Raw genomic sequence first — 25,274 nt, forward strand, 5'->3', positions numbered from 1 at the left:
TTCGCGTGAACAAATCCGAACCTGTAGGATCAGACCCGCCATCGCCGCGAACGAACGCGCTGAAAAAGCCACGGCCAAAAGCGTAAGCGCGAGATTCTAACCGATTGGTCTGCGCTTGTCTGCATCTGTCGAATACGGTCGATGCTACAATTTTCGGTCTCTCGTGCACAGCCGTGCGCGACCGCCTCCCCACAAGCCAATTCCAGTGAATTTCGACGAATACTGCCTGCAGAAAGCAGCGCCTCCCGGCTCGAGCACCTACTACGCACTGCGCCAGGCGCCCGTCGCGCGGCAGCCGTTGCTCACCGCGCTGTTCGCGCTGCGTCGCGAGTTCGAAGAAACCGTGAAGGAAACGACCGATCCGACGATCGGCCGCACGAAGCTCGCGTGGTGGCAAAAGGAAGCGGCAGCGCTCGCTGCGGGCGAACCGACGCACCCGGTGTCTCAGGCGCTCGCTGCGCATCTGCCAGACGTGCAGGCTGAATACCCCGCATTGCAGGCGTTGATCGCGGGCTTCGAGATGGACCTCGACCAGGCACGCTATCTCGACTATCCGAACCTGCGCCGCTATATGGCTGGGGTCGGCGGCAACTTTACGTCCGTGGTTGCGCGCGCGACGGCGCGCGATCCGTCGCAGGCGCAAGTGTGGGCGGCACCGCTTGGCGAGGCTCTGATGCTCGCGCAGATCGTCGTCGAACTCGGCAACGACGCGCGGCATGGCCGCATCTATATCCCCATCGACGAGATGCAGCGCTACAACGTGACGGCGGCGGACCTGATCAACCGCAAGTACACGGACGCGTTCACCGAGCTGATGCGCTTTCAGACAGCGCGCGCCCGCGACGCGATCCGCAAGGCGCTCGATGCGCTACCCGTCGGCGAGCGTCACTCGCAGCGCACGCTGCGCGCGCTGGCCGCACTGGCGCTGGCGTTGCTCGACGAGATCGAGCGCGACGGCTACCGCGTGCTTCATCAACGCATCGCGCTCACGCCGATCCGCAAGCTGTGGGTCGCGTGGCGAGCGGCGCGAAAGCACTGACGTTCAAGTGCGTAGCAACGGCAGCGGCGGAACGTCGTCCTGAAGGACCGCGTTCGCATCCAGTTTCAGGAACGGGCCGAGCGCGGTCGCGTAGAGCTGTCTGAAATCGATCTCGACAGGCAGATTGCCGGCGCTATCCAATCGCGCGAGATCGGGCGCGCGACCGTACAGGCCTCCACGTACCTGACCGCCCAGCACAAAATGCGCGGCGCCACCGCCATGCCCGGTGCCGCGATGCATGTTCTCTCGCGCGGAGCGGCCGAATTCCGAGTACGTCATGATGAGCGTGTCGCGCCAGCGGCCGCGTCGCGTGAGTTCCGCGCGAAGGGTCGCGCAGCCTTCGGCGAGTTGCTCGAGCAAAGCCGCGTGCCGCGCGGGCTGATTGCTGTGCGTGTCGAAGCCATCGAGCGTTAGCCGGATCGCGCCGCACGTATGCGGCTGCGCCCCGTCGACGACCGTGCGCAGCGCGGCATCGATCGAATCCCGCAGCGTCGGCGCGCTCACCTGAAGTGCTCGCGTGGCGCCGGGCACGGGAGCGCCCTCGCCTTCGTCCGCGTCGATCCCATCGACGTGCGGCGCGGCATCGGGGTCATCGACACGCGCCCACACCTCATCGGTCTCGGCACGATCCACGGAGCCGGCGAACGGCCCCGGTTCCACGCTGCCGAATGATGCCGCCGCAACGCCTCGCTGCATCGTGGCCCATTGTTCGACCGCACGCGTCAGCCAGCCGTCGCGCCGATACGCTTCGGCAGATGATGCCGTGTCCCAGATCTCCGTCGAGCGGAAATGCGATGCATGATCCTGTGCGCAACCGACTCCCTGCACGACAGCCAGTTGTCCATCGCGCCAGAAAGGCAGCAGCGCACGCATCGCGGGATGCAGCGCCGTGCGCTCATCGAGCGGCAACACACGGTCGCGCGGTATCGCGATGTGTTCACGCAGCGCATAGTAAGTGGAATCGGCGAAAGGAATGACAGTGTTCAAACCGTCGTTTCCGCCTTTGAGTTCGATCAGGATAAGCAGTTTGCCCGGCGCGCGACCCGTTGCGCCTGCATCCAGTTGCGTCGATATGCCGCTGCTTGCGCGCGGCGCGGCGAACACGCGCGGCATCGATAGGGAGGCGCTCGCTGCCGCCGCCATCGTCAGAAACTCGCGTCGCTTCATCGATGCCTCACTGGATGAATGACTTTGCCCGACACCAACGGCAAACGCACGGCCTCGCCGCCGAAGCGCCGACGGTCGGTCGCTGTGCGTGAAAACCGGGCGTCAGCGTTTGTACAGTTCGCGAACAGCGTCTTCGATATGCTGCCGCAACAAACGACGCTCTTCAGGCGTCATATGTCCGTCGCGCCGACGCTGATCCAGATCAGGCGGCACGGCGGTTGCTCGCATGATTGCGTCGGATGCGGGTCGATCCGCGTCGGGATTGTGCGGCTGGCGGCCCGAACGCATATGCGGGCGCTGGGGCGGGCGCGTGTCGGTGTTGCGTTCCGTCGAGGAATCGGAATAGGCGGGAACCGGGCTCAACGCGCTCGCGAACACGATCGCAACAGCTACAGCGATCACGCTCAGGCGCATGTTCGGCCAGACCCCTCCCTTCATCTTTTTCCCTTCGTGGCGCGGCAACCGGCAACCTCAGATACGTGTATTGACTCCGGCTTGAAACCGGGTGCGAGAGCTTTATTCGAGTGAAGTATCTACCGAACTGGCGCAAACAGTAAAGGAGTGTAAGCGCCAAGCCTTTACGTCGTGCCACAGGCCGGGTAAATTTTGTAACTGACTGTTACGTGATAATTGGTGCAAACGTGCACCTCTCTCTAATCGCGCTAAGATGCCGACCATGGAAACCAAAAACCCTTCGAAAATCCTCGTCGTCGATGACGACCCGCGTCTGCGCGATCTGCTGCGCCGCTACCTCGGCGAGCAGGGCTTCAACGTCTATGTCGCCGAGAACGCGCCCTCGATGAACAAGCTGTGGGTGCGTGAACGTTTCGACCTTCTGGTGCTCGACCTGATGCTGCCGGGCGAAGACGGTCTTTCCATCTGCCGGCGTTTGCGCGGCAGCAACGATCGCACGCCGATCATCATGCTCACCGCCAAGGGTGAGGATGTCGATCGCATCGTCGGCCTCGAAATGGGCGCCGACGACTATCTGCCCAAGCCATTCAATCCGCGCGAGCTGGTCGCGCGCATTCACGCGGTGCTGCGCCGCCAGTCGCCGTCCGAATTGCCGGGCGCGCCGTCGGAGACGTCGGAAGTCTTCGAGTTCGGCGAGTTCGCGCTGAACCTCGCCACGCGCACGCTCACCAAGGCCGGCCAGGAAATCCCGCTGACCACGGGCGAGTTCTCGGTGCTCAAGGTGTTCGCGCGTCATCCGCGCCAGCCGCTGTCGCGCGAAAAGCTGATGGAACTGGCGCGCGGCCGTGAATACGAAGTGTTCGACCGCAGCCTCGACGTGCAGATTTCGCGTCTGCGCAAGCTGATCGAGCCGGACCCGGGCAGCCCGCGTTTCATCCAGACGGTTTGGGGTCTCGGATACGTGTTCATCCCCGACGGCGCAGCCTGAATTTGCCGTTCCAGTTGTCTCTCTTCTTCCATAAGAAGGCCGCATGCGGATCGACCGGCGCCTCCTGACGCTCGCGTTCGGCGGCCTGTTCTGGCGAACGTTCCTGCTGATCGCGCTGTTGATCGCGGTCAGCCTCGCCGCCTGGTTCCAGAGCTTCCGTGTGATCGAGCGCGAGCCGCGCGCGCAACGCGTGGCGCTGCAGCTCGTCGCGATCGTCAAGCTCACGCGCACCGCACTCCTCTATTCCGATCCCGATCTGCGGCGCGCACTGCTGCAGGATCTGGAGAGCAATGAAGGCGTGCGCGTATATCCGCGCGAAACCACCGACAAGTACAAGCTCCAGCCCGACGAATCGCTCAACCGTCTGATCGAGCATGACATTCGCGGGCGGCTGGGCGACGACACGATCATCGCGCAGTCGGTGAACGACATTCCCGGCGTGTGGATCAGCTTCAAGATCGACGACGACGATTACTGGGTAGCGCTCGACCGCGATCAGCTCGACAGTGTGACGGGCCTGCAATGGGCCGGCTGGGGTATTTTCGCGCTCGCGCTGTCGCTGTTCGGCGCGGCGTTCATCACCAGTCTCGTGAACCGGCCATTCGCGCGGCTCGCGATGGCCGCGCGCAAGGTCGGTTCGGGCCAGGCGCCAGAGAAACTGCCCGAGCGCGGCATGGGCGTCGCGGCCGAAACCAACCGAAGCTTCAACCAGATGGTGCAGGACCTGGAGCAGCTCGAAGCGGACCGCGCGCTGATGCTCGCGGGCATTTCACACGACCTGCGCACGCCGCTAGCGCGTCTGCGTCTGGAAACGGAAATGAGTCCGTCCGACCAGGCGACCAAGGACGCGATGATCGACGACATCGAACAGATGGACATGATCATCGGGCGCTTCCTCGATTACGCGCGCCCTGTGCAGCGGATGCCGGAACCTGTCGACCTTTCCGTGATCGCAGGAGAACTGGCTGCGCGCATGTCGAGCGAAGACGGCATGCGTCTGGTTACGCGGCTGGCGCCGTCCGCCGTTATCGAGGCTGATGAGACGGATATCCGCCGAGTCGTCGGCAATCTGATCGAGAACGCGCGCAAGTACGGACTGTCCGAGTCCGATGGCATCCCGCATGTGATTCTTGAGACGCGGGTGTCACATTCGCGAGTCGAGTTGTCAGTGGTCGACGAAGGCCCGGGCATCCCCGAAGACCAGCTCGCGCTCGTCACGCGCCCGTTCTACCGCGTGAACTCGGCGCGCACGCAAGCCAACGGCACAGGGCTTGGGATGGCGATCGTGCAGCGGCTCGTCGGACGCTATCGGGGCGCGTTGCGGCTGCGCAATCGCACGCCGCTGCCGGGGCTTGAAGTGACGATCGAGTTCCCGCTCGCCAAAAGCGTCTGAAACGGACAGAAATCCGGCTGAAGTAGCCGGCTTCCATTTCAAACTGCCGCTTTTTTGTGCAATATTTTCCCCGATTTCGGGCGAAAGCCATTATTTCCAAACTGCATTATCGCCACATTCGAGAAAATTTATCTATTTTGTTAGACAAAAACTATTGATCCGATTGCTTAATAGAGTTATAGTCTTAAGCGTGTAACGTGTTCGTTACAGCCAGCAGGTAGTTTGAGCGGGTTGTTGTGAATCTCATTTGCCAATTCTCAAGGAGTCAACGCATGAAAACTGTCGGCGATAAAGTCGAAGCCTTTACCGTGACGGCCGCGAAGCCGGGTTTCAACAACCACGAAGAGAACGGCGTATCGGCGTTCGAAGAAATCACCGAATCGTCGTTCCCGGGCAAGTGGAAGATCATCTATTTCTACCCGAAGGACTTCACGTTCGTTTGCCCGACGGAAATCGTCGAGTTCGGCAAGCTGGCCAAGGACTTCGAAGAGCGCGATGCCGTCCTGCTCGGCGGCAGCGTCGACAACGAATTCGTCAAGCTCGCATGGCGCCGTGAACACAAGGACCTGAACAAGCTGAACCACTACGCGTTCGGCGACGTCAAGGGCGAACTCATCGACCAGCTCGGCGTGCGCGACAAGGAAGCGGGCGTCGCACTGCGCGCTACGTTCATCGTCGACCCGGACAACACGATCCAGCACGTTTCGGTGAACAACCTGAACGTCGGCCGTAACCCGGAAGAAGTTCTGCGTATTCTGGACGGTCTGCAAACGGACGAACTGTGCCCGTGCAACCGCGCTGTCGGCGGCGCGACGCTGTAAGGACTCGCAGTTGAAAGCCCGCTAAGCTTGAAAAGGCCAGCGGGCTTTTTTATCGGCAATTTGATAGGAGATATCAATGGGATTCATCGCAGCGATTAAAGAGCTTATTCCTGATTACGCCAAAGACATTCGCCTGAATCTGGACGGCACGATTGCGCGCTCGTCGCTGCAAGGCAACGACGCCGTTGGCGTCGCCCTGGCCGCCGCGTTCGCTGCGAAGAGCCCGAAGATCATCGCCGCGATCCGTGAAGCGGGCGTACTGTCGCCGGAAGAAGTCAACGGCGCGCTGACGGCGGCCGCGCTGATGGGCATGAACAACGTCTGGTATCCGTACGTCGAAATGACGGAAAACGCCGATCTGAAATCGCAGCCGGCCGGTTTGCGGATGAACGCTTACGCGTCGCATGGCGGCGTCGACAAGCGCCGCTTCGAAATGTACGCACTGGCCGCGTCGATCATCGGCAAGTGCCATTTCTGCGTGAAATCGCACTTCGATACGCTGATCAACGAAGGCATGAGTTCGACGCAACTGCGCGACGTCGGCCGTATTGCCGCTGTCGTCAATGCGGCTGCGCAAGTGATCGTGGCTGAAGGCAAGTAAGCCTTGCGCACTTCGCGCCTGAAGAGAAACGCCACGCCGAATGCGTGGCGTTTTTGCTTTCGCGATTCCCAAATCAGCGCGGTTGCGTTTGGGTGCGCAGACGGGGCGCCGGCAATCTGCGCCCTATCGCCGCCTCGAAAGGCTTCTTCAGTTCGAGCAACCGCTTCTCGATCAGATGCCACGACAGATGCGCAAGCAGCACGGCAAGCGCGAATTGCAGCGTTAGCGCGCACAGTATGTGAACCCATGTCGGCGCGGCGAACCAGGCCGGAGCGAAGCCGAGCTTCGACGGAATCAGGTTGTGAAACAGATAGAAGCCGTAGCTGATCGTGCCGAGATAGTCGAGCGGCTTCAGTTCGAGCGCCGACACCACGATGCTGCGAGGGCGATTCACGATCCACGCGAACAGCACGCACAGCGAGAGCGCGAGGCCGATGTCGATCCACGCGGAATCGACGGGTGAAAACGGTAATGCCCAATGACTCCACACCGGCTGCGTTGCGAACACCAGCACGCCGAGCGCGCCAACCATGCCCGTAGAAAATCGCCCCGCCGCGCGCATGAGACCACTGTCCTGCTCCAACATCCCGCACAGCCCACCTAGCGCGAGCAGCGCGAAGTTCAATGGCGAGAATGCGTAGATCAGCGGTTCGCTGGCGCCTGCAGCATGCATCGCGAGATGGCCCGCGACGCCCGCCAGCACCACGAGCGCGCACACCATCCGATGCCGCGACGCCGGCGTCAGCACGAACAGAAACGGCGCGACGAGATAGAACTGTTGCTCGACGGCGAGACTCCAGAAGTGCGACACCGTCCCCGGCCAGCCGTCCTTCACCACGCCGACCCAGTAGTCGGACAGAAAAAAGTAATGCCACGCGAGACCGAGATCGACATCGCGCTGATAGAACAGCGCATGCGCGATCGTCACGGCGATCAGCAGCAAGTAGTAGATCGGAAAGATGCGCAACGCGCGCTTCATGAAGAACACGCACATCACGGCTTCGCAGCGCGCGTTGCCCGCTTCGATACGCACGCGATTGCGATGCAGTTCCCCGATGATCAGAAAACCGCTGATGAGAAAGAAGATCCAGACGCCGAGCTTGCCGACGTCGACGGTCTTGACGTGCGCCTTGTGCGACAGGAACACCAGCACGACGGCAAGCGCTCTCAGCCCGTTGAGCCCGCGCACATGTCCCTTCGCGTGCCCCGCATGTTTGACGTGCGTGTCGACCGCCGTCGTTGTCCGTCCGCTTGACTTCATGCGGACCACTTTAAGCGGACAAATATAGACAAAAATCCGCGACGGCGACTATCGATTTTTTTAATGCACGTTAGCGCGTGAAACCGGCAAATGATGCACGTTCACGCAATCGCCCATGCGCGGATCAGGCAAATCTGACCCGCTCTACACAACGACTCAGCAGCGTTCAGGCGCGCAGCAACAGCGCAGCCGCCTGCGCTTCGATACCCTCGCCACGACCCAGATAGCCGAGCTTTTCGTTGGTCTTTGCCTTCACGTTGACGCGCTCGATGGGCAGATTCAGATCTTCGGCGATATTCGCGCGCATCCCGTCGATATGCGGCGCGAGCTTCGGCGCCTGCGCAATCACAGTGCTGTCGATGTTCTGAATCGTGAAGCCCGCCTTCGCGATGCGCGCCGCACATTCGCGCAGCAGCACGCGGCTGTTCGCGCCTTTGAACTCGGTCGCGGTATCCGGGAAATGACGGCCGATATCGCCGAGCGCGGCCGCGCCGAACAGCGCGTCGGTGATCGCATGCAGCAGCACGTCGGCATCCGAGTGGCCGAGCAGCCCGCGCTCGTACGGAATCGTCACGCCGCCGATGATGAGCGGGCGTCCCGGCACCAGTGCGTGAACGTCGTAGCCTTGTCCGATTCTCAAATCCATATGCGTGGGGTTCCGTTGTTTCGTGAAAGCGTTGTGATGATTCTTAAGCCATGACGGCCAGGCGCCCGTCAGCCCGCCGTGCCGCGCCCGAGTATCGCTTCGGCCAGATCGAAGTCTTCCGGATACGTGACCTTGAAATTGCGCAAGCTGCCCTGAACCAGCTTGGGCGCGTGACCCGACCATTCGATCGCGCTCGCTTCGTCGGTGAGATCGTGGCCGTCGCTTTGCGCGCGCAGAATCGCTTCGCGCAACATGCCGATGCGGAACATTTGCGGCGTCTGCGCCTGCCACAGGCCGTCGCGCGGCTCCGTGTGATCGATGCGGTGGTCAGTATTGGGTGTCACGCGCTTGAGCGTATCCGCGACGGGCAGCGCCATGATGCCGCCCACAGCGTCGTCCTTCAGCGTGCCGACCAGCGCGCGGATCAGCGCGGGCGTGATGCCGGGGCGCGCCGCGTCATGCACCAGCACCCAGTCGTCGTCATGTGCGCCGAACTCGGCCAGCGCATGCAGCCCGTTGAGCACGGAAGCCTGCCGCGACGCCCCGCCGCAACGCCGCACGGCGAAGCGCAGGCCCGCGAAGCGGCGCGCGTCGAAGTGCTGGTCGTCGGGCGCGATCACGACGAGTGTCTGCGCGAACTCGCTGCATGCGTCGAACGCGGCAAGCGAGTAATACAGCATGTCGCGTCCCGCGACGGTTCGATATTGCTTGGGCATCGACGCGCCCGAACGGCTGCCGGTGCCGGCGCAAGGAATCAGTGCAAAGAGGCGGGAAGTCACGGAGCGGACGCATTGCAGGTGAAAGTGAAGGACGGATTTTATAATAGGTCTTCGGCACGCATGCCCCGGCACGCGTAAACTTGCCGCTCACGCGCCGCCAGCGACGCGCCCACGAGGCGTCCGCTGGAGGGTTCCATTGGTTCGCGTCTTGCGGGCTGGTGGTGTTTTTCGCCGTGTTTAGCCGCGTTTAGCCGTTAGCAGCCCAGTTTGCGGTTCCGTTTGCCGTCATCCGTTTGCAGTCATCCGTTTGCAGTCGATCGTTGAACCGTTGTTCATTGGCGTCACCCAAAGGCCGTTTCCCTTTTATGCCCGACATCGCCGCATCCACGCAGTCTTCCTCAACGCCCGTCGCGCTGGTCAAGGCCGGCCAGCGTTTCGTGTTCGACGGCACGCACGGCTCGTCCGACGCGCTGCTGATAGCGCGCTACCACCTCGCGTACAAGGCGCAGATGCCGCTGCTGGCCGTCGTCTGCGCGAGCGCCGTCGATGCGCAGCGGCTGACGCAGGAACTCGCGTTCTTCGCGCCGGAAGCGCGCGTGCGCCTGCTGCCTGACTGGGAAACACTGCCGTACGACTCGTTCTCGCCGCACCAGGATCTCGTCTCCGAGCGTCTCGCGACGCTGCACGACCTGGGCGAAGCGCGCTGCGACATCCTGCTCGTACCGGCAACGACTGCGCTGTACCGGATGCCGCCCGCCTCCTTCATGGCGGCCTACACGTTCTCGTTCTCGCAGGGCGAGCGTCTCGACGAAGCGAAGCTGAAAGCGCAGCTGACGCTGGCCGGTTACGAGCACGTGAGCCAGGTCGTGCGGCCCGGCGAATACTGCGTGCGCGGCTCGCTGATCGACCTCTTTCCAATGGGCTCGCCGCTGCCGTACCGGATCGACCTGTTCGACGACCAGGTCGATTCGATCCGCGCGTTCGATCCCGATTCGCAGCGCAGCCTGTATCCCGTGAAGGACGTGCGGCTGTTGCCCGGCCGCGAGTTTCCGTTCGACGAAGCCGCGCGCACCGCGTTTCGCAGCCGCTGGCGCGAGGTCTTCGAGGGTGACCCGAGCCGCGCGTCGATCTACAAGGACATCGGCAACGGCGTGCCGTCGGCGGGTATCGAATACTATCTGCCGCTGTTCTTCGAAGAGACGGCGACGCTCTTCCACTACCTGCCGGACGGCGCGCAGCTCGCGTTCGTCGGCGATCTGGACGCCGCCATCCGGCGCTTCACCGCGGATACGAAGCAGCGCTACAACTTCCTGTCGCACGACCGCGACCGCCCGATCCTCGAACCGCAGCGCCTGTTCCTGTCGGACGAAGATTTCTTCACATTCGCCAAGCCGTTTGCGCGGCTGTCGCTGCCCGGCAACGCGGGCGGCGGCTGGGCCGTGCCGCTGCCCAATCTCGCGATCGACCGCCATGCCGACGATCCCGTCGCCGCCTTGCGCGCGTGGCTCGCCACCACGCCGAACCGCGTGCTGTTCGCCGCGGAATCGGCGGGCCGCCGCGAGACGATCGCGCAACTGCTCGCGGACAACGCGCTGCGCCCCGCTTCCGCCGACAGCTACGGCGACTGGCTGACCTCCGACGCGCGCTTCGCGCTCGGCGTCGCGCCGCTCGCCAACGGCTTCGCGATCCCGGGCGAAGGCGTCGCGATTCTCACCGAGACGGAACTGTACGGGCCGCTCGCACGACGCGCGGGACGCCGCCGCCAGGAACAGGCGAGCAACGTCGATTCGATGGTGCGCGACCTGTCGGAGCTAAAGGTCGGTGATCCTGTAGTGCATTCGCAGCACGGCATCGGCCGCTATATGGGCCTCGTGACGATGGATCTCGGCGAAGGCGAAACCGAGTTTCTGCACCTCGAATACCAGGGCGACAGCAAGCTCTACGTGCCCGTCGCGCAACTGCACGTGATCTCGCGCTACAGCGGTGCCGATCCCGAAAGCGCACCGCTGCACGCGCTCGGCTCGGGCCAGTGGGAAAAGGCGAAGCGCAAAGCCGCGCAGCAGATCCGCGACACGGCGGCCGAACTGCTGAACCTCTATGCACGCCGTGCCGCGCGCGAAGGCCACGCGTTCGCGCTCGAACCGCGCGATTACGTGAAGTTCGCCGAGAGCTTCGGCTTCGAAGAAACACCGGACCAGGCGGCCGCCATTGCCGCTGTGATCGGCGACATGACGAGCGGCAAGCCGATGGACCGCCTCGTGTGTGGCGACGTCGGCTTCGGCAAGACGGAAGTCGCGTTGCGCGCGGCGTTCATCGCGGTGATGGGCGGCAAGCAGGTTGCACTGCTCTCGCCCACCACGCTGCTTGCCGAACAGCACACGCAGACCTTCACCGACCGCTTCTCCGACTGGCCCGTGCGCATCGCGGAACTGTCGCGTTTCAAGAGCACGAAGGAAGTCAGCGCGTCGATCCAGCAGATCAACGAAGGCACAGTCGATATCGTGATCGGCACGCACAAGCTGTTGTCGTCGGATGTGCAGTTCAAGCGGCTGGGGCTCGTCATCATCGACGAGGAACACCGTTTTGGCGTGCGTCAGAAGGAAGCGCTCAAAGCGCTGCGCGCCGAAGTCGACGTGCTCACGCTCACCGCGACGCCGATTCCGCGCACGCTCGGCATGGCGCTGGAAGGCTTGCGCGATTTCTCGGTGATCGCGACGGCGCCGCAAAAGCGCCTCGCGATCAAGACCTTCGTGCGCCGGGAGGAAGACGGCGTGATCCGCGAAGCGATGCTGCGCGAACTGAAACGCGGCGGCCAGGTGTACTTCCTGCACAACGAAGTCGAGACGATTGAAAACCGCCGGCAGATGCTCGAAGCGCTCGTGCCCGAAGCGCGTATCGCGGTGGCGCACGGCCAGATGCACGAGCGCGAACTCGAACGCGTGATGCGCGATTTCGTCGCGCAGCGCGCGAACGTGCTGCTGTGCACGACGATCATCGAAACGGGCATCGACGTGCCGAGCGCGAATACGATCCTGATTCATCGCTCGGACAAATTCGGTCTCGCGCAGTTGCATCAGTTGCGCGGGCGCGTCGGCCGTTCGCATCACCAGGCGTATTCATATCTGCTCGTGCACGATCCGCAAGGCCTGACAAAGCAGGCGCAACGGCGTCTGGAAGCGATTCAGCAGATGGAAGAACTCGGCGCGGGCTTCTATCTGGCGATGCACGACCTCGAAATTCGCGGTACGGGCGAAGTACTCGGCGACAAGCAGTCGGGCGAGATTCACGAGATCGGCTTCCAACTCTACACCGACATGCTGAACGACGCCGTCAAGGCGCTGAAGAACGGCAAGGAGCCGGACCTCACTGCACCGCTGGCGGCGACGACCGAGATCAATCTGCACACGCCCGCCATCCTGCCCGCCGACTATTGCGGCGACGTGCAGGAGCGTCTGTCGCTGTACAAGCGGCTGGCGAACTGCGAGCACAACGATTCCATCGACGGCATTCAGGAAGAGCTGATCGACCGCTTCGGCAAGATGCCGCCGCAAGCGCATGCACTCGTCGAGACGCATCGCTTGCGACTCGCCGCGAAGCCGCTCGGCATTTCGAAGATCGATGCGGGCGAAGCGGTGATCGGCCTGCAGTTCATTCCGAATCCGCCCATCGACGCCATGCGGATCATCGAGATGGTGCAGAAGCACAAGCACATCAAGCTCGCGGGTCAGGACAAGCTGCGTATCGAGAGCCGGAGTCCCGATTTCACCGTGCGCGTCGCGACTGTGAAGGAAACGTTGCGCGCGCTCGGTACGCCGACGAAGGGCGCGGCGGACCGGCGTGTCGCTTCGTAACGCCGGCAGATGACGGGCGCTGTCGACACGGCATCGATCGTCGAACTGCTGACGGCGCTCGTGCGCGTGCCGAGCCGCGGCGGCATCGATGCGCGCGCACCCGTGCTCGAATGCATCGAAGCGTGGTTTGAGGCGCATGGTGTACGCACGCGCCGCCTCGTTTCCGCCGATGGACAGCCGCTCGCGCTTCACGTGGAAATACGCGGCGCGTATGTTGGTCCGCACTACCTGCTGAACGCCACACTCGACACCGCAAGCTTCGGCGACGAATCCACGTGGACGTATCCGCCGCTCGCCGCGCACGTTGAAAACGGCTGGCTCTATGGACGTGGCAGCGCCGACAGCAAAGCCGCAGTCGCGATCTTCGCGCACCTCGCCGCCGCGTTCGCGCAACGCACCGACGCGCTCGCCGGCACGCTCGGCGTGCTGTTCGATCTCGACGAGCATACGGGCCGTTTCGGCGGCGCCCGCGCCTTCTTCGACGCGCCTGATGCGCCCAGACCGAACGGCGTGTTGATCGGCTATCCGGGCATCGACCGCATCATCGTTGGCGCGCGCGGGTTCATTCGCGCGAAGCTCGTCGTGCGCGGCGTCGCTGCGCACTCCGGCGCGAGCAGCACGCGCGGACTCAATGCGGCGATACGCGGCGCGCACCTCGCTGCTGCGTTGAATGAAACCGCGCTGCCCGTAGACCGCGCATTCGATCGCCCCGCGCAGTTGACCGTCACCGGCATCCGCGCGGGCGACGGCACATTCACCAGCGTGCCGGATCGTTGCGAACTCACCGTCGATTGCCGGCTCACGCCGGGCTTCGATGCCGCTGAAGCGCAGCGCGTGATCGAAGGCATCGTTCGCGATCAGGACTCACAACACGATCCGTCGCTCGTGACGTCGATCGAATGGATCGCGGGCTGGCCCGCCTGCCGCGTACCAGATTCACATCCGATGACGCACGCGCTGTATCACGCGGCACGCAACGAGCTTGGCGCCGGTGTCACGCTGTCCGTCGCGGGACCGTCGAACATCGGCAATTACCTCGCGTCGCTCGGCGTGCCTGCGTTGTGCGGCTTTGGCGTGAAATCCGAAGGCATTCATGCGGCGAACGAGCGCATCGAACTCGCCAGCATCGCGCCCGTCTATCGTGCGTACGAACACGTGCTGCTCACGCTGCTGGCGCCAGACAAGCCCCGAGCCTGACCCGTCGCCGGGAACGATTTCGACGCGCGCCATCAAATGCTGCATCGCGCAAAGCCCCGTCCCGCAAGCAACTGAGCTTTATGAGCTTTGGCTAATTAAGCGTTTTTTGGGTATCATCAAAACACACCCAAGCTGGAGCCCAAGTCATGTCACAGGTCGCTGACAAAGCGCTGTCCGCCCAAACGTCGTCCTCTTCCGCTGCTTCCGCCGAGTCCCCTTCCCCCGCTTCGCTTCCCTGGGTCACACGCCTCGTGTCGATGGACACGGTCAGCCGCAATCCCAATCTCGGCCTGATCGAAACGGTGCGCGACGCGCTGCGCGAACGCGGTGTCGAAGCCACCCTCACGCACGACGAAAGCGGCAAATGGGCCAACCTGTTCGCGACGATTCCGGCGCATGACGGCGAGACCAATGGCGGGATCGTGCTATCGGGACACACGGACGTGGTGCCCGTCGACGGCCAGAAGTGGGACAGCGATCCGTTCAAGCCAGAAGTGCGCGGCGACAAGCTCTATGGGCGCGGCACTTGTGACATGAAAGGCTTTATCGGCGCGGCGCTGACGCTCGTGCCGCAAATGCTGCAGACCAGACTGGCCAGGCCGATCCATCTGGCGTTCTCGTTCGACGAAGAAGTGGGCTGCGTCGGCGCACCGCTGATGATCGCCGACCTGATGAAGCGCGGCGTCAAGCCGGACGGCTGTATCGTCGGTGAGCCGACCAGCATGCGGCCCATCATCGCGCACAAGGGCATCAACGCCTATCAGTGCTGCGTGCGCGGCTTCGCGGCCCATTCGTCGCTCACGCCCAAAGGCCTGAACGCAATCGAATACGCGGCGCGGCTAATCTGCTACATCCGCGACATGGCCGACCAGTTCCGCGAGCAAGGCCCGTTCGATCAGCTCTACGACGTGCCGTTCACGACGGCGCAGACCAGCACGATCAAAGGCGGCAACGCGATCAACACCGTGCCCGCCGAATGCAGCTTCGAGTTCGAGTTCCGCAATCTGCCAACGCTCGATCCCGAACCTATCTTCGCGCGCATCGATCAATACGCGCGTGAAACGCTGCTGCCGAAAATGCAGCGCGAGCACGAAGCGGCCGCGATCGAGTTCACGAAAATCGCCGCAGCACCCGGGCTCGACTCGACGGAACAGGCGGCCATCACGCAACTCGTGCGCGCGCTCACGGGCGACCAGGACAAGCGCAAGGTCGCGTACGGTACGGAAGCGGGGCTGTTCTCGCTGGCGGGTATTCCGAGCATCGTGTGCGGCCCCGGCGACATCGTGCAGGCGCACAAGGCAAACGAATTCGTCACGCTCGATCAACTGGCGCAATGCGAGCGTTTCCTCGGCAAGTTCATTCACAGCATGTCGGTCGATGCGCACGCGCACTGACGCAAGCAGCAGATAACAACAAGCACAACAACAAGGCATAAAACGCGGACCTCACCCACAAGACGACGCACGCCATGTCCACCGCCACGCCGCAGCACACCGACCGCACGATCGACGGCGAACCGATACCGACGCTCGACGACATCGCTTCGCAGCACTTCGCGCTGACACCGTGGGTCGTGCGAACGCCCGTGTTCGACCGGATGGATTTTCCGACGCTCGAAGGCACGCTCGTCAACTTCAAGTTCGAGCTGTTGCAGGCGGGCGGCAGCTTCAAGGCGCGCGGCGCGTTCTCGAACCTGCTCGCGCTCGACGAAGCGCAGCGCATCGCGGGCGTGACCTGCGTGTCGGGCGGCAATCACGCGGTGGCCGTCGCTTATGCGGCGATGCGCATGGGCATCAGCGCGAAGGTCGTCGTGATGCACGCGGCGAACCCCGCGCGCATCGCGCTTTGCCGGCAATATCGCGCGGAAGTCGTGATGGCCGACAACGTGAATGAAGCGTTCGAAATCGTGCGGCGGATCGAGGCCGAAGAAGGCCGCTATTTCGTGCATCCGTTCAACGGTTACCGGACGGTGCTCGGCACCGCGACGCTCGGCTACGAATGGGCGACGCAGACACCCGATCTCGATGCCGTGATCGTGCCCATCGGCGGCGGCGGGCTCGCGGCGGGTATTTCGACGGCGCTGCGCCTGGCCAATCCGCGCGTGCATGTGTACGGCGTCGAGCCGGAAGGCGCGGACGTGATGAACCGCAGCTTCGCCGCGAATCACACGGTTAAGATGACCCACATGCATTCGATCGCCGATTCGCTGATGGCGCCGCACACCGAGCAATACAGCTACGAACTGTGCCGCCGGCATGTCGACCGTCTCGTCACCGTCACCGACGATGCATTGCGTGCCGCGATGCTCACACTGTTCACGCAATTGAAGCTGGCCGTCGAGCCTGCATGCGCAGCCGCCACGGCCGCCCTGCTCGGCCCGTTGCGCGAGCAACTGCAAGGCAAGCGCGTCGGCGTGCTGCTATGCGGGACGAATACCGATCCTGTCACGTTCGCCGCGCATATCGAACAGGCGCGGGCGGCAGAAATTTAAGCGGTTCACTTCACGTTGTTTGGGTGATTGCAGGCGCACCGTTTGCAGGCATTGACAGTTCCTCGTCACTTCTGCGACATATCGGCTGAACGAGCCTCGCGTGTCGAAGGTTCGTTGCGATCGGGCGCTAAATCATTTCACGCTGCGCCGATCGTTGGCTATCATGTCGCCATCGACTTCAAGGAGAACTGCCCGATGAGCATGATTACTGAATTCAAGGAATTTGCCCTCAAAGGCAACGTAATGGACCTCGCGGTAGGTGTGATCATCGGCGGAGCGTTCTCGACTATCGTCAACTCCGTCGTGAAGGATCTGATCATGCCTGTCGTCGGTGTCGCGACGGGCGGCCTCGATTTCTCCAACAAGTTCGTCCTGCTCGGACACATCCCCGCGAATTTCAAGGGCAATCCCGAGTCTTACAAGGACTTGCAGACGGCGGGCGTCGCCGCATTCGGTTATGGCTCGTTCATCACGGTAGCGATCAACTTCGTGATTCTCGCGTTCATCATCTTCATGATGGTGAAGTTCATCAACAAGCTGCGTGCGCCCGCCCCAGCCGCGCCCGAAGCGCCGCCGCCCACGCCTGAAGACGTGCTGCTGCTGCGTGAGATCCGCGATTCGTTGAAGAATTCGCCGCGTATCTGACGACGGCTCACCGAAGCGGCACCTGCATAAACTCAAGGGCGTGTTGCGCTTCGCGTGCAACACGCCCTTCTCTTTTCGCCACACTCACGAGCGGCACGCGGGCTTAACCCGCTCTGGCCTCGCCCCCGTTTTTTTGCGTCTTCACGGCTGCCGCGCTCTCGATCACCTGTTCGAGCTGCGAGAAATTGACGGGCTTGGTCAGATGCGACGTGAAGCCCGCTTCGAGGCAGCGCCGGATATCCTCGTCACTGCCAAAGCCCGTCAATGCAACGGCAGGCGCATCGTCGCGCTCGCGGAACGCCTTGACGAAGTCGAGGCCCGTGCCGTCGGGCAGGCCCACGTCGCTGACGATCAGATCGAAGGTGGCGCTTTGCGTCGCCGCGAGTGCATCGGCCACGCGCCCAACCACGGTCACTTCATGGCCGAGCGTGCGCATCAGTTGCGCCATCACTTCGGCCGTGTCCGCGTGGTCCTCGATCAGCAGAATCCCCAGTCCGCCTGCCGGCTGCACGGTCGCCGCCTCAGGCGCGACAGGCTCGGCGTGCGGCTCCGCGGCCGTGGGCAGCGTGATCGTGAACGTTGCGCCGCAGTGCGCGCCGGGGCTTTGCGCTGTCACCGTGCCGCCGTGGGCATCCGTCAGCGCCTTGGTGATCGCGAGTCCCAGCCCCAGCCCGCCGAACTGCCGCGACATGTTCTGGCTGCCCTGCTCGAACGCGTTGAAGAGCTTGCCGATCTGCTCGGGCTCGATGCCCACGCCCGTGTCTTCCACGGATATTTGCACGTGCATCCGCTCGTCGCGCGTGCGCACGTAGATATGGCCGCCGTCCGGCGTGAACTTCGCGGCATTGCGGATCAGGTTCCACAGCATCTGCTGTAGCCGCGCGCGGTCGGCGAGCACGAAATGATGGTGCGCATCCGTGCTGATGTGCACGTCCTGCTGCTTGGTCTGGATCTCGCTACGGAACAGTTCGAGCACGCTGTCGATGACTTCATGCACGTCGACCGTTTCCAGCGACAGCCGCAGCTTGCCGTTCGCGACCCGCGTCAGATCGAGCAGATCGTCGATCAGGCGCGCTTCCAGCTCGACGTTGCGGCGAATCATCACGACGCCCGCGCGCACGGCATCCGGCAGGTCCTGCATCATTTCGAGCATGCGCGCGCCTGCCAGCACGGGCGTGAGCGGCGTGCGCAATTCGTGCGACAGCATCGCCAGAAAACGGTCCTTCGCGCGATTCGCTTCTTCCGCCGCCTGGCGCGCGGCCTGCTCGGATGCGAGCAGCCGCTCGCGCTCCTCGATGGCTTCGCGTTGCGAATGGATGTCGGTGCAACTGCCGAACCATTTGCTGACGACGCCGCCCGCATCGCGCATCGCGGCAATGCGCGCGTCGAACCAGCGATACGCGCCGTCGCGGCGGCGGATGCGGAATTCGCTGCGATAGTCGGCGCCGTCGCCGCGCACTGTTCTGAGCCAGCTGCGGCGCGTCTCTTCGCGGTCGTCGGGATGCACGGCGTCGATCCACGCGAGCCCCAGCGCTTGCGCGCCGTCCAGACCGGTATATTCGACCCATTGCTTCGACACGAAATCGCAGTCGCCATTTGCATCGCACGTGAACACGAGGTGCGGCAGCGCCTCCGACAGCATCCGGTAATGCGCCTCGCGCTCGCGCAGCAGCAGCGCTTCCGCCGAAGCGCGCTGCATCCGCATCTGCGATAGCACGCGTTCGACGGCTTCGGGCAGATAGTCGAGATAGTCGCCCGCTTTCGGCACGACGTCGGAGACGCCCGAACGCAGCGCTTCGATCACGCGGGATTCATCCGTGAAGCCCGTGACGAGAATGGCGGGTATGCGCACGCCTTCGTTGCGCAGGCGCCGGAAAAAGTCGAGCCCCGTCTCCGCGCTGTCGAGCTGATAGTCGAGCACGATCAGATCGGGCGGATTCGCAACGATCGCGCGATGCGCAACCTCGACGCTGCTGCTCAGTTCGACCCGGCAGCCGGCGCGCTCCAGCGACTTGCGCGCGAGGCGCAAGATGCCTTCGTCGTCGTCGACGACGAGCACGAGGGCTGCGGGTAGCGTGGTGACGTCTTCTGTCATGCCGGATGATTCAGTTCAAGGAACGAACGAGGCCACGATGGTGCGGCGTGAATGTTGCGTGAATACTTCGTGAATGCTTCAAGCCATCGGCAATCAGGCCGCGGGCGCATAGCGCCGTCCCGGCGGCAGCTTCACGACCTGCAGGAAAAAGCCCAGCCGCCGCACGGCTTCGATGAACGCATCGTATTCGACCGGTTTCGTGATGTAGACGTTGCAGCCCAGTTCGTAACAGCGTTCGATTTCGCGTGGATCGTCGGTGGTCGTGAGCACGATGACGGGCATCGACGACGTTGACGGCGATTCCTTCAGCCGCCGCAACACCTCGAAGCCATCGACGCGCGGCATCTTCAGGTCCAGCAGCACCACGTAATTCGCGAGTTCGTCGCGCCCCGGGCGGCCATCGGCGCGGTCGCCGGCGCGCGGCTCGCCGAAGAAATAATCGAGCGCCTCCTGGCCATCGCCGAAGCGGACAAAACCGTTCGAAATCCCCGCGCGCCGCAGATTGCGCTCGACGAGCGTGGCATGCCCGTCATCGTCCTCGACCAGCACGATGCCGACCGACTTACCGACCGCTTCCCCGTTTGACATGTTCCCTCCGAAGCCCTTGCGCCGCATCTGTCTGATACGTTGCGCGTGAGCTGCGACTGCGTGAATGGTATGACGCACCGCCGCTATTATGCGACCGTTGGCTTACGGCTTGCTGCGCGGTTGCGAATGAGCGCCGCTGGTGTTCATGCGCATCGATTGCGTATCGATTGCGTATCAATAGCGCATCGGCTGATCGGGCAGCGTGACGAAGAATGTCGACCCCGCCCCTTCCGCCGATTCGACCCACACACGCCCGCCATGCCGCTCGACGGTGCGCCGCACGAGTGCAAGGCCAATGCCGTCGCCTTGCGCGACATCGCCATGCAGCCGCTGGAACGCGCGAAATACTTTCGACATGTAGGCGGCGGGAATGCCCATTCCATTGTCGCGCACAAAGTAAGTGCGCGTCCTTGCCGCCGACGCGAGCGCGCTCTCCGCAAGCTCGCCATCCAGCGCCCCGACTTCGATGCGCCCCGGCCGCGACGAATCGAGAAAATTGATTGCGTTCGAAAGCAACTGGCTGAACACCTGTTCGATCGCGGACGGATCGCCCCATGCCGTGGGCAGATCGCGCACGACCACCACGACGCGGCGCTCGTCGATCCGCTTTTGCAGCGCGTCGACAGCGCGCGCGACCGCGCGGCCGACGCTCACACGCTGCCATTGATATTCGAGCCGCCCCGCGCGCGAAATTCGCAACAGCGCTTCGATAATGGCCGCGGCGCGCGTCACCGACGAGCGCACATAGCGCAGCGATTCCTGCACGTCGCCATCGAGCACGTGCGCGAGGCGCTTGTGTTCGAGGTCGGGCAGATGCGCATCGTCGATGGTCACGCGCAGTTCGTCGCACGAAACCTGCAGTTCCTTCGAGAAACCCTGCATGTTCACGAGCGGCGAACGCAGATCGTGCGACACGCTGTAGATGAACATCTCGTTGTCCTGCGTCTCCTGACGCAGGGTCTCGTTGACGCTCGCCAGTTCCGCGGCGCGCACTTGCAGCGATGTCTTGAGCGCGGCCTGTTTCTCGTCGGCCTCACGCAGCAGCGCGCTCGTGCGATTCAGCGCGGAATCGAGCGCGGCGATTTCGTCGTTGCCCGATAGCGGCGTGGGCAGCGGCTGCCCGCTGGCGAGCCGCTGCGCGTTTTCCGCGAGCACGTCGAGCCGCCGGCCGATGCTGCGCGCGAATCCAAATGCTGTGCCCGCCCACAGCAGCATCGAGCCGATCACGGCGCCTACCAACGTCCATTGCTGCCGCTGGCGCGTTTTCGCGAGTGTCGCGTTGCGCTCGACTTCGAGCCGCGATGCTTCGTCGATGAATTCTTTCAACTGCGCGCGAAAGCGCATCACCTGAGCAGGCAACTCGCCGCCTTCGAGCGTGACGAATGGTTTCATCGTTGCGCCCGTACGCATCGACTGCGCGACGGACAGCGCCTGCTGGCGGTAGCTGTCCACTTCGTCGCGCATGCGTTGCACGCGCGCGGCCTGCGCGGGCGTATCGGCGACGGCCGTTTCGAGCCGCGCGAGCCGGTCTCCGATATCGACCCACGCCGCATGGCGGTCCATGAACGAAGCGTCGCCCGCGACGATGCCCGTGCGCACGCGCGCGACTTGCCGGAGCACGGGGTTTTCGAGCGCGGTCGCCTGATAGAGGATCTGCTTGCTGTCCGACGAGCGCTCGACAGCGCGTGTGGTTTGCGCCTGCATGTCGAAGACGACGCCGAGCAGCGCCAGTTCGATGGCGCTCGGCAACGCGATCAGCAATAAACCTTTGGTGAACAGTTTCATCGATGGCTGGCGCAATGCGGCGTGAACGTGCGAGGCAACCGTTTCCCGACATGTGGAACTGACGCGCGCAATCATGAGCGGCGCGCATGCATCATGATTGTGCGCCGCGCCTTTAACGTCGCTGCGCGACGAACGCTATCGATATTTTCACTCATGCGCCGCGCCCGTCGACTCGCCGGACCGGCGCAATGTGCGTGAAAGCCGCGCCGCAACTGGGACGCGGCCATTATCGGCGGGCACAACGGATATTTCAATGCACGCCGAGGAGGGCTTGGCGCACATAAAAATGTCTTTTTTTACGGTGCCGGAAACACGCGCAGCGCGGGTGAGTCTATTATTGAGACCAGATGCACAGGGGATGCGAAAGCGCACGGCGACGCGATTCGGCCTGGTTCGCACGGAACGATGGAGTGAGACAGACGAATCACCGTGTATCCGGCATTTTCGTATGCTATAAAAGATCGACGTGCGGCGCGCGAAGCCGGGAGTGGTCGCATGAGGACGCTGCGTTTCTTGCAATTCTTTTTCAGGCGAGTTTTTATGTCCTTCCCGAAAAAGCGCAGGCGCGCGAAGGTGGACGGCGACGAGTCGTTCCTCGCTGTGCTGCGACACTTCAAGCCCTTCGGTCAGCTCGACACCAAGATTGCGCGCGCCCGCGCGCAAGATGAACCGGTGCTCTACGCGCATGTATTGCCGGGACTCGATGTCCTGCTATGCAGCGTGCGCGGCGCGCATCCACCGTATCCCGCCGTCGCCGAGTTGCGCCGGCGCTGCATCGAATCCATTGCGAATGCGCTCGAACAGCCGCTCGACGGACTGGAGAACGGCGGCTACTGGTACGAGGCCGACGGTTTCGGCTTCCTCGTGTTCGCGAGTCGCGCAAGAGCGCGCATCCTGCCCGAGTTCGGCGCGACGCGCACGGCTGCCAGCACGCGGCGCGGCGTGCGTCGCCAGGATGCGGCGGGCGACGCGACACCGCGCTCGCTGCGTTGAATCCCACAGATTACGCGTAGCAATTCACACGAAACACGGCCGCGAGATTCGCGGCCGTGGTGTTTTTGCGGGTCAATCATTGCGGGTGATGCATCCGCGCCCGCGCGCTCAACTTCCCTTGTATTCCGCCGCGTTCGACGGTCCCGGCAGTGCTGCGCCGTTGTTCGGCTTGGCAGGCTGCTTCGACGGCGCTGTCGACGGCGAGACGGCCGATGCGCCCGGCGTCCCGGGCGGCAGCGCCAGCGCCTTGGCCTTTTCGCGCTGTCCCGGCGGCGGCGCCGTCGGATGCTGCGCCTCCATGGCCGCCATCAGTTGCTGACACGGCAAAGGCTTGTTGTTGCTCGGCGCAATTAAAGGGATCAGCGCGGCGAACGGATTGATCAGACCGAGCCCGACCATCGCGCCGCCGCGCACTGCGAGCGCCGCTGCATTCACGCCGACGTGCGGGTCCTTGAACGTGCCCTTCACGTAGAGCGGCGAACGTAGCGAGAAGATGCGGAAACCCTTCGTGTGCGGATGCACGCCGAGGTCCATCGACTCGTTCTTCAGGTTCACCGTGCCGTCCACGTTGATCACGGCGTCCTGCGTGTCGAGCGCGAACACACGTGAATCGAGCACGCCGTCCGTCACGACGAAGTCGCCCGCCGCGCAATTGATCTGCACATCGCGATTGCCGAACAGCTTTTCATAGACGACGTTCGCCACGTTCAGCCCGGCCGCTTCCATCAGCAAACGGCTCACCGCGCCATCGGTGACGAGCAGTTTCACTTCGCCGTTCGACGAAGCCGCGAGCGCCGCGGGCGAATTGCCCGTCGCCGACAGCGCGGCGTCGCCGTTGACCTCGCCTAGCGCGTTCTGCATCGTCTTCGCGGTCGGCAGCAACTGCTTGAGCTTCAGATGCCGCGCTTCCGTCGAAACACGCCCCTTGAGCGGCGTGGCGCTGCCGTCGAGATGAATGTTCGACGCCAGCGACCCGCCCGCGACGCCGAACTTCAGCGGCTCGAACGACAGCACGCCGTCCGTCATCACGACATGCGTGTAGAGATCGGTGATGGGTAGCGCCGGGTCCTTGATGATGCGGCGGCCCGTGAACTTCACGTCGGCGTCGATCGCCTTCCAGCGGTCAGTCTTGAACTCTTCGGTCGGCAGCGCCTTGTCGGACGGCTGGCGTGCGGTGTCGCCGCGTTTCGCCTTGCTCGCGTTGCTGTCCGCGCCGATGACCGGCGCGAGGTCCTTGAACTGCAACAGATTCGAGACAAGCGTGCCTTCGAGCAGCGGACGTGTCGCGCGTTGCGTATAGACGACCGTGCCGTTCACATCGCTGCCGCCCACGCGGCCTGTAAAATTTTCATACCTGAATACGCTGCCGCCCTGCTTGAAGTTGCCGATCAGATGGCCTTCCGTCGCATAGGGCGGCGTCTCGGGCAGGGTAATGCCCGTCAGGTCATACAGATGATCGAGGCTCGTGCCTTGTAGCCACAGACGCAGATCGACGGCAGCCAGATGCGCGGGATCGGTGACGGTGCCGACCAGCGCGATGCGCAGATCACCCGCCTTCACATCGGCCTGCACCGGGAATGGACGGGATGTGTCCTGCAACGCAAGCACACCGCCGAGCTTGCCGCTGCCCGATATGGGCGAACGGTTGTAGGTGCCCTTCACCGTCCAGCCGATTCCGTATTGCGGTGAGTTCGTGCTCTGCGCGACGGCCGTTCCCGTTGCGCTCGCGGGCACGCCGGAGGCGGCCACTACGCTCGATGCGCCCACGCCGGCCGTCGTCGCGGGCGCAGACGCGCCCGACGCAACAGGCACGCCAGGCGCAACCGTGGATGCACCCGACGCCTCGGACGCGGCGGCCGCCTTCGCCTGCGCGGTCAGTTGCTTCGCGCCCTGCTTGCCGACGACTTCCGCCGACGACCTGCGCGACGCCTCTTCCTGTTGCTTCATCGCTTCGCCGATCGGAATCGGCTGGCCGAGCGTATCGACGACGGCCTGCATGTCGATCTTTTTCTGCTGGTCCGACAGCGCGATATTGCCTTTATTCAGCTGGATATCGTGCAGATCGAGCTTCCATTCCGACGGTCCCGCCGACGATTTCAGCTTGAACGTCCAGTTGTTGCGCCCGTCGAGGAGCCGTTCGAGATCGACGGATGGATTCACGACGTTGATTACCGGGATCACGATGTCGTGGGCGAGCAGCGGCAACACTTTCACCTGAAAGTCGATTTCATCGAGCGTCGCGAAGTGCTGCTGTTTAGTCCAGTCGGGATTGGCGATCGTGATGTTCTGCGCCGAGAAGCGCGGCCACGGCACCCACGAACGCCAGCCCGTCTCGCCGACGGGGTGGCGCCAACCCACCTTCAGATCGCCTTCGATCGCAAAAGGCCGGCCGATTGCTTCACTGACCTTGTCGTTCACATAGGGCCGCGCGCGGTTCCAGTCGAACGTCAGAATGAAAACCGCCAACGCAACTATGAGGATCACCAGCACCGCGAACAGCCACGCGAGGGCCTTGCCGATTGTCTTGCCGACGGATATGCCGGTCGAGTGCAGCACAGCCATGAGCGCTCCGAGAAAATA

20 protein-coding genes are annotated in these 25,274 nt (G+C 63.5%); 11 read left to right on the plus strand and 9 right to left on the minus strand.

Annotated elements, in window-relative coordinates:
- The first annotated feature begins 205 nt into the window (after positions 1-205).
- A complete protein-coding gene (locus tag H1204_RS09140) occupies positions 206-1,039 on the plus strand; it encodes a squalene/phytoene synthase family protein (RefSeq protein ID WP_180728052.1) in 834 nt (277 codons plus the stop codon).
- A 3-nt stretch (positions 1,040-1,042) separates the two neighbouring features.
- Here the strand turns inward: H1204_RS09140 and H1204_RS09145 are convergent, their stop codons facing one another.
- Complete coding sequence (locus tag H1204_RS09145) at positions 1,043-2,206, minus strand: DUF1501 domain-containing protein (protein WP_180728053.1); 1,164 nt, start codon at positions 2,204-2,206, stop codon at positions 1,043-1,045.
- Positions 2,207-2,308: 102 nt separating this feature from the next.
- A complete protein-coding gene (locus H1204_RS09150) occupies positions 2,309-2,644 on the minus strand; it encodes a hypothetical protein (protein ID WP_180728054.1) in 336 nt (111 codons plus the stop codon).
- 238 nt (positions 2,645-2,882) lie between these two features.
- Between H1204_RS09150 and ompR the strand changes: the two genes are divergently transcribed.
- From ompR to H1204_RS09170, 4 genes are all read left to right on the plus strand, one after another.
- Complete coding sequence (gene ompR, locus H1204_RS09155) at positions 2,883-3,608, plus strand: two-component system response regulator OmpR (protein ID WP_035539351.1); 726 nt, start codon at positions 2,883-2,885, stop codon at positions 3,606-3,608.
- Positions 3,609-3,651: 43 nt separating this feature from the next.
- A complete protein-coding gene (locus H1204_RS09160; protein ID WP_007585878.1) occupies positions 3,652-5,001 on the plus strand; it encodes an ATP-binding protein in 1,350 nt (449 codons plus the stop codon).
- 272 nt (positions 5,002-5,273) lie between these two features.
- Positions 5,274-5,822: a peroxiredoxin gene (locus H1204_RS09165; RefSeq protein WP_007585877.1), complete on the plus strand. Its 549-nt coding sequence runs from the start codon at positions 5,274-5,276 to the stop codon at positions 5,820-5,822.
- A 76-nt stretch (positions 5,823-5,898) separates the two neighbouring features.
- Positions 5,899-6,423 carry a carboxymuconolactone decarboxylase family protein gene (locus tag H1204_RS09170; RefSeq protein ID WP_180728055.1) on the plus strand — a complete coding sequence of 175 codons (525 nt, stop codon included), beginning with the start codon at positions 5,899-5,901 and terminating at the stop codon, positions 6,421-6,423.
- Positions 6,424-6,496: 73 nt separating this feature from the next.
- Here the strand turns inward: H1204_RS09170 and H1204_RS09175 are convergent, their stop codons facing one another.
- The 3 genes from H1204_RS09175 to ispD all read right to left on the minus strand — a co-directional run bounded on the left by H1204_RS09175 (position 6,497) and on the right by ispD (position 9,109).
- Positions 6,497-7,684: an acyltransferase gene (locus H1204_RS09175; RefSeq protein ID WP_243468461.1), complete on the minus strand. Its 1,188-nt coding sequence runs from the start codon at positions 7,682-7,684 to the stop codon at positions 6,497-6,499.
- 166 nt (positions 7,685-7,850) lie between these two features.
- Positions 7,851-8,330 carry a 2-C-methyl-D-erythritol 2,4-cyclodiphosphate synthase gene (gene ispF, locus H1204_RS09180; RefSeq protein ID WP_180728056.1) on the minus strand — a complete coding sequence of 160 codons (480 nt, stop codon included), beginning with the start codon at positions 8,328-8,330 and terminating at the stop codon, positions 7,851-7,853.
- A 68-nt stretch (positions 8,331-8,398) separates the two neighbouring features.
- Complete coding sequence (ispD, locus tag H1204_RS09185) at positions 8,399-9,109, minus strand: 2-C-methyl-D-erythritol 4-phosphate cytidylyltransferase (RefSeq protein WP_180728057.1); 711 nt, start codon at positions 9,107-9,109, stop codon at positions 8,399-8,401.
- Positions 9,110-9,414: 305 nt separating this feature from the next.
- Between ispD and mfd the strand changes: the two genes are divergently transcribed.
- From mfd to mscL, 5 genes are all read left to right on the plus strand, one after another.
- Complete coding sequence (mfd, locus tag H1204_RS09190) at positions 9,415-12,900, plus strand: transcription-repair coupling factor (RefSeq protein ID WP_180728058.1); 3,486 nt, start codon at positions 9,415-9,417, stop codon at positions 12,898-12,900.
- 9 nt (positions 12,901-12,909) lie between these two features.
- Positions 12,910-14,097, plus strand: coding sequence for a M20 family metallopeptidase (locus H1204_RS09195; protein ID WP_180728059.1), 1,188 nt, complete (start codon positions 12,910-12,912; stop codon positions 14,095-14,097).
- Positions 14,098-14,243: 146 nt separating this feature from the next.
- Complete coding sequence (argE, locus tag H1204_RS09200) at positions 14,244-15,491, plus strand: acetylornithine deacetylase (RefSeq protein WP_180728060.1); 1,248 nt, start codon at positions 14,244-14,246, stop codon at positions 15,489-15,491.
- 74 nt (positions 15,492-15,565) lie between these two features.
- Positions 15,566-16,588 (plus strand): threonine/serine dehydratase, encoded by a 1,023-nt coding sequence (locus tag H1204_RS09205; RefSeq protein ID WP_180728061.1) that lies wholly within the window; start codon positions 15,566-15,568, stop codon positions 16,586-16,588.
- Positions 16,589-16,783: 195 nt separating this feature from the next.
- Complete coding sequence (gene mscL, locus H1204_RS09210) at positions 16,784-17,233, plus strand: large conductance mechanosensitive channel protein MscL (RefSeq protein ID WP_180728062.1); 450 nt, start codon at positions 16,784-16,786, stop codon at positions 17,231-17,233.
- Positions 17,234-17,336: 103 nt separating this feature from the next.
- Here mscL and H1204_RS09215 read toward each other — a convergent pair whose 3' ends face one another.
- The 3 genes from H1204_RS09215 to H1204_RS09225 form a co-directional block, all read right to left on the minus strand.
- A complete protein-coding gene (locus H1204_RS09215) occupies positions 17,337-19,328 on the minus strand; it encodes a response regulator (RefSeq protein ID WP_180728063.1) in 1,992 nt (663 codons plus the stop codon).
- A 93-nt stretch (positions 19,329-19,421) separates the two neighbouring features.
- Positions 19,422-19,916, minus strand: coding sequence for a response regulator (locus tag H1204_RS09220; RefSeq protein ID WP_180728064.1), 495 nt, complete (start codon positions 19,914-19,916; stop codon positions 19,422-19,424).
- 174 nt (positions 19,917-20,090) lie between these two features.
- Complete coding sequence (locus tag H1204_RS09225) at positions 20,091-21,701, minus strand: ATP-binding protein (RefSeq protein WP_180728065.1); 1,611 nt, start codon at positions 21,699-21,701, stop codon at positions 20,091-20,093.
- A gap of 495 nt (positions 21,702-22,196) precedes the next feature.
- Between H1204_RS09225 and H1204_RS09230 the strand changes: the two genes are divergently transcribed.
- Positions 22,197-22,694 (plus strand): hypothetical protein, encoded by a 498-nt coding sequence (locus tag H1204_RS09230; RefSeq protein WP_007750376.1) that lies wholly within the window; start codon positions 22,197-22,199, stop codon positions 22,692-22,694.
- A 108-nt stretch (positions 22,695-22,802) separates the two neighbouring features.
- Here H1204_RS09230 and H1204_RS09235 read toward each other — a convergent pair whose 3' ends face one another.
- On the minus strand, positions 22,803-25,256 hold the full coding sequence (locus H1204_RS09235) for an AsmA family protein (protein WP_180728066.1): 2,454 nt from the start codon (positions 25,254-25,256) through the stop codon (positions 22,803-22,805).
- Between the last annotated feature and the right edge of the window lie 18 nt (positions 25,257-25,274).

Source organism: Paraburkholderia sp. PGU19 (assembly GCF_013426915.1).
Lineage (GTDB): Bacteria > Pseudomonadota > Gammaproteobacteria > Burkholderiales > Burkholderiaceae > Paraburkholderia.

What these genes read in the sequence shown, in the direction of transcription:
- argE (WP_180728060.1), top strand. Translation starts at nt 14,244, where the DNA reads ATGTCACAGGTCGCTGACAAAGCGCTGTCCGCCCAAACGTCGTCCTCT.
- H1204_RS09195 (WP_180728059.1), top strand. Translation starts at nt 12,910, where the DNA reads ATGACGGGCGCTGTCGACACGGCATCGATCGTCGAACTGCTGACGGCG.
- H1204_RS09215 (WP_180728063.1), bottom strand. Translation starts at nt 19,328, where the DNA reads ATGACAGAAGACGTCACCACGCTACCCGCAGCCCTCGTGCTCGTCGTC.
- H1204_RS09175 (WP_243468461.1), bottom strand. Translation starts at nt 7,684, where the DNA reads ATGAAGTCAAGCGGACGGACAACGACGGCGGTCGACACGCACGTCAAA.
- H1204_RS09150 (WP_180728054.1), bottom strand. Translation starts at nt 2,644, where the DNA reads ATGAAGGGAGGGGTCTGGCCGAACATGCGCCTGAGCGTGATCGCTGTA.
- ompR (WP_035539351.1), top strand. Translation starts at nt 2,883, where the DNA reads ATGGAAACCAAAAACCCTTCGAAAATCCTCGTCGTCGATGACGACCCG.
- H1204_RS09230 (WP_007750376.1), top strand. Translation starts at nt 22,197, where the DNA reads ATGAGGACGCTGCGTTTCTTGCAATTCTTTTTCAGGCGAGTTTTTATG.
- H1204_RS09145 (WP_180728053.1), bottom strand. Translation starts at nt 2,206, where the DNA reads ATGAAGCGACGCGAGTTTCTGACGATGGCGGCGGCAGCGAGCGCCTCC.
- ispF (WP_180728056.1), bottom strand. Translation starts at nt 8,330, where the DNA reads ATGGATTTGAGAATCGGACAAGGCTACGACGTTCACGCACTGGTGCCG.
- H1204_RS09225 (WP_180728065.1), bottom strand. Translation starts at nt 21,701, where the DNA reads ATGAAACTGTTCACCAAAGGTTTATTGCTGATCGCGTTGCCGAGCGCC.
- H1204_RS09205 (WP_180728061.1), top strand. Translation starts at nt 15,566, where the DNA reads ATGTCCACCGCCACGCCGCAGCACACCGACCGCACGATCGACGGCGAA.
- mscL (WP_180728062.1), top strand. Translation starts at nt 16,784, where the DNA reads ATGAGCATGATTACTGAATTCAAGGAATTTGCCCTCAAAGGCAACGTA.
- H1204_RS09235 (WP_180728066.1), bottom strand. Translation starts at nt 25,256, where the DNA reads ATGGCTGTGCTGCACTCGACCGGCATATCCGTCGGCAAGACAATCGGC.
- H1204_RS09165 (WP_007585877.1), top strand. Translation starts at nt 5,274, where the DNA reads ATGAAAACTGTCGGCGATAAAGTCGAAGCCTTTACCGTGACGGCCGCG.
- H1204_RS09220 (WP_180728064.1), bottom strand. Translation starts at nt 19,916, where the DNA reads ATGTCAAACGGGGAAGCGGTCGGTAAGTCGGTCGGCATCGTGCTGGTC.
- H1204_RS09160 (WP_007585878.1), top strand. Translation starts at nt 3,652, where the DNA reads ATGCGGATCGACCGGCGCCTCCTGACGCTCGCGTTCGGCGGCCTGTTC.
- H1204_RS09170 (WP_180728055.1), top strand. Translation starts at nt 5,899, where the DNA reads ATGGGATTCATCGCAGCGATTAAAGAGCTTATTCCTGATTACGCCAAA.
- mfd (WP_180728058.1), top strand. Translation starts at nt 9,415, where the DNA reads ATGCCCGACATCGCCGCATCCACGCAGTCTTCCTCAACGCCCGTCGCG.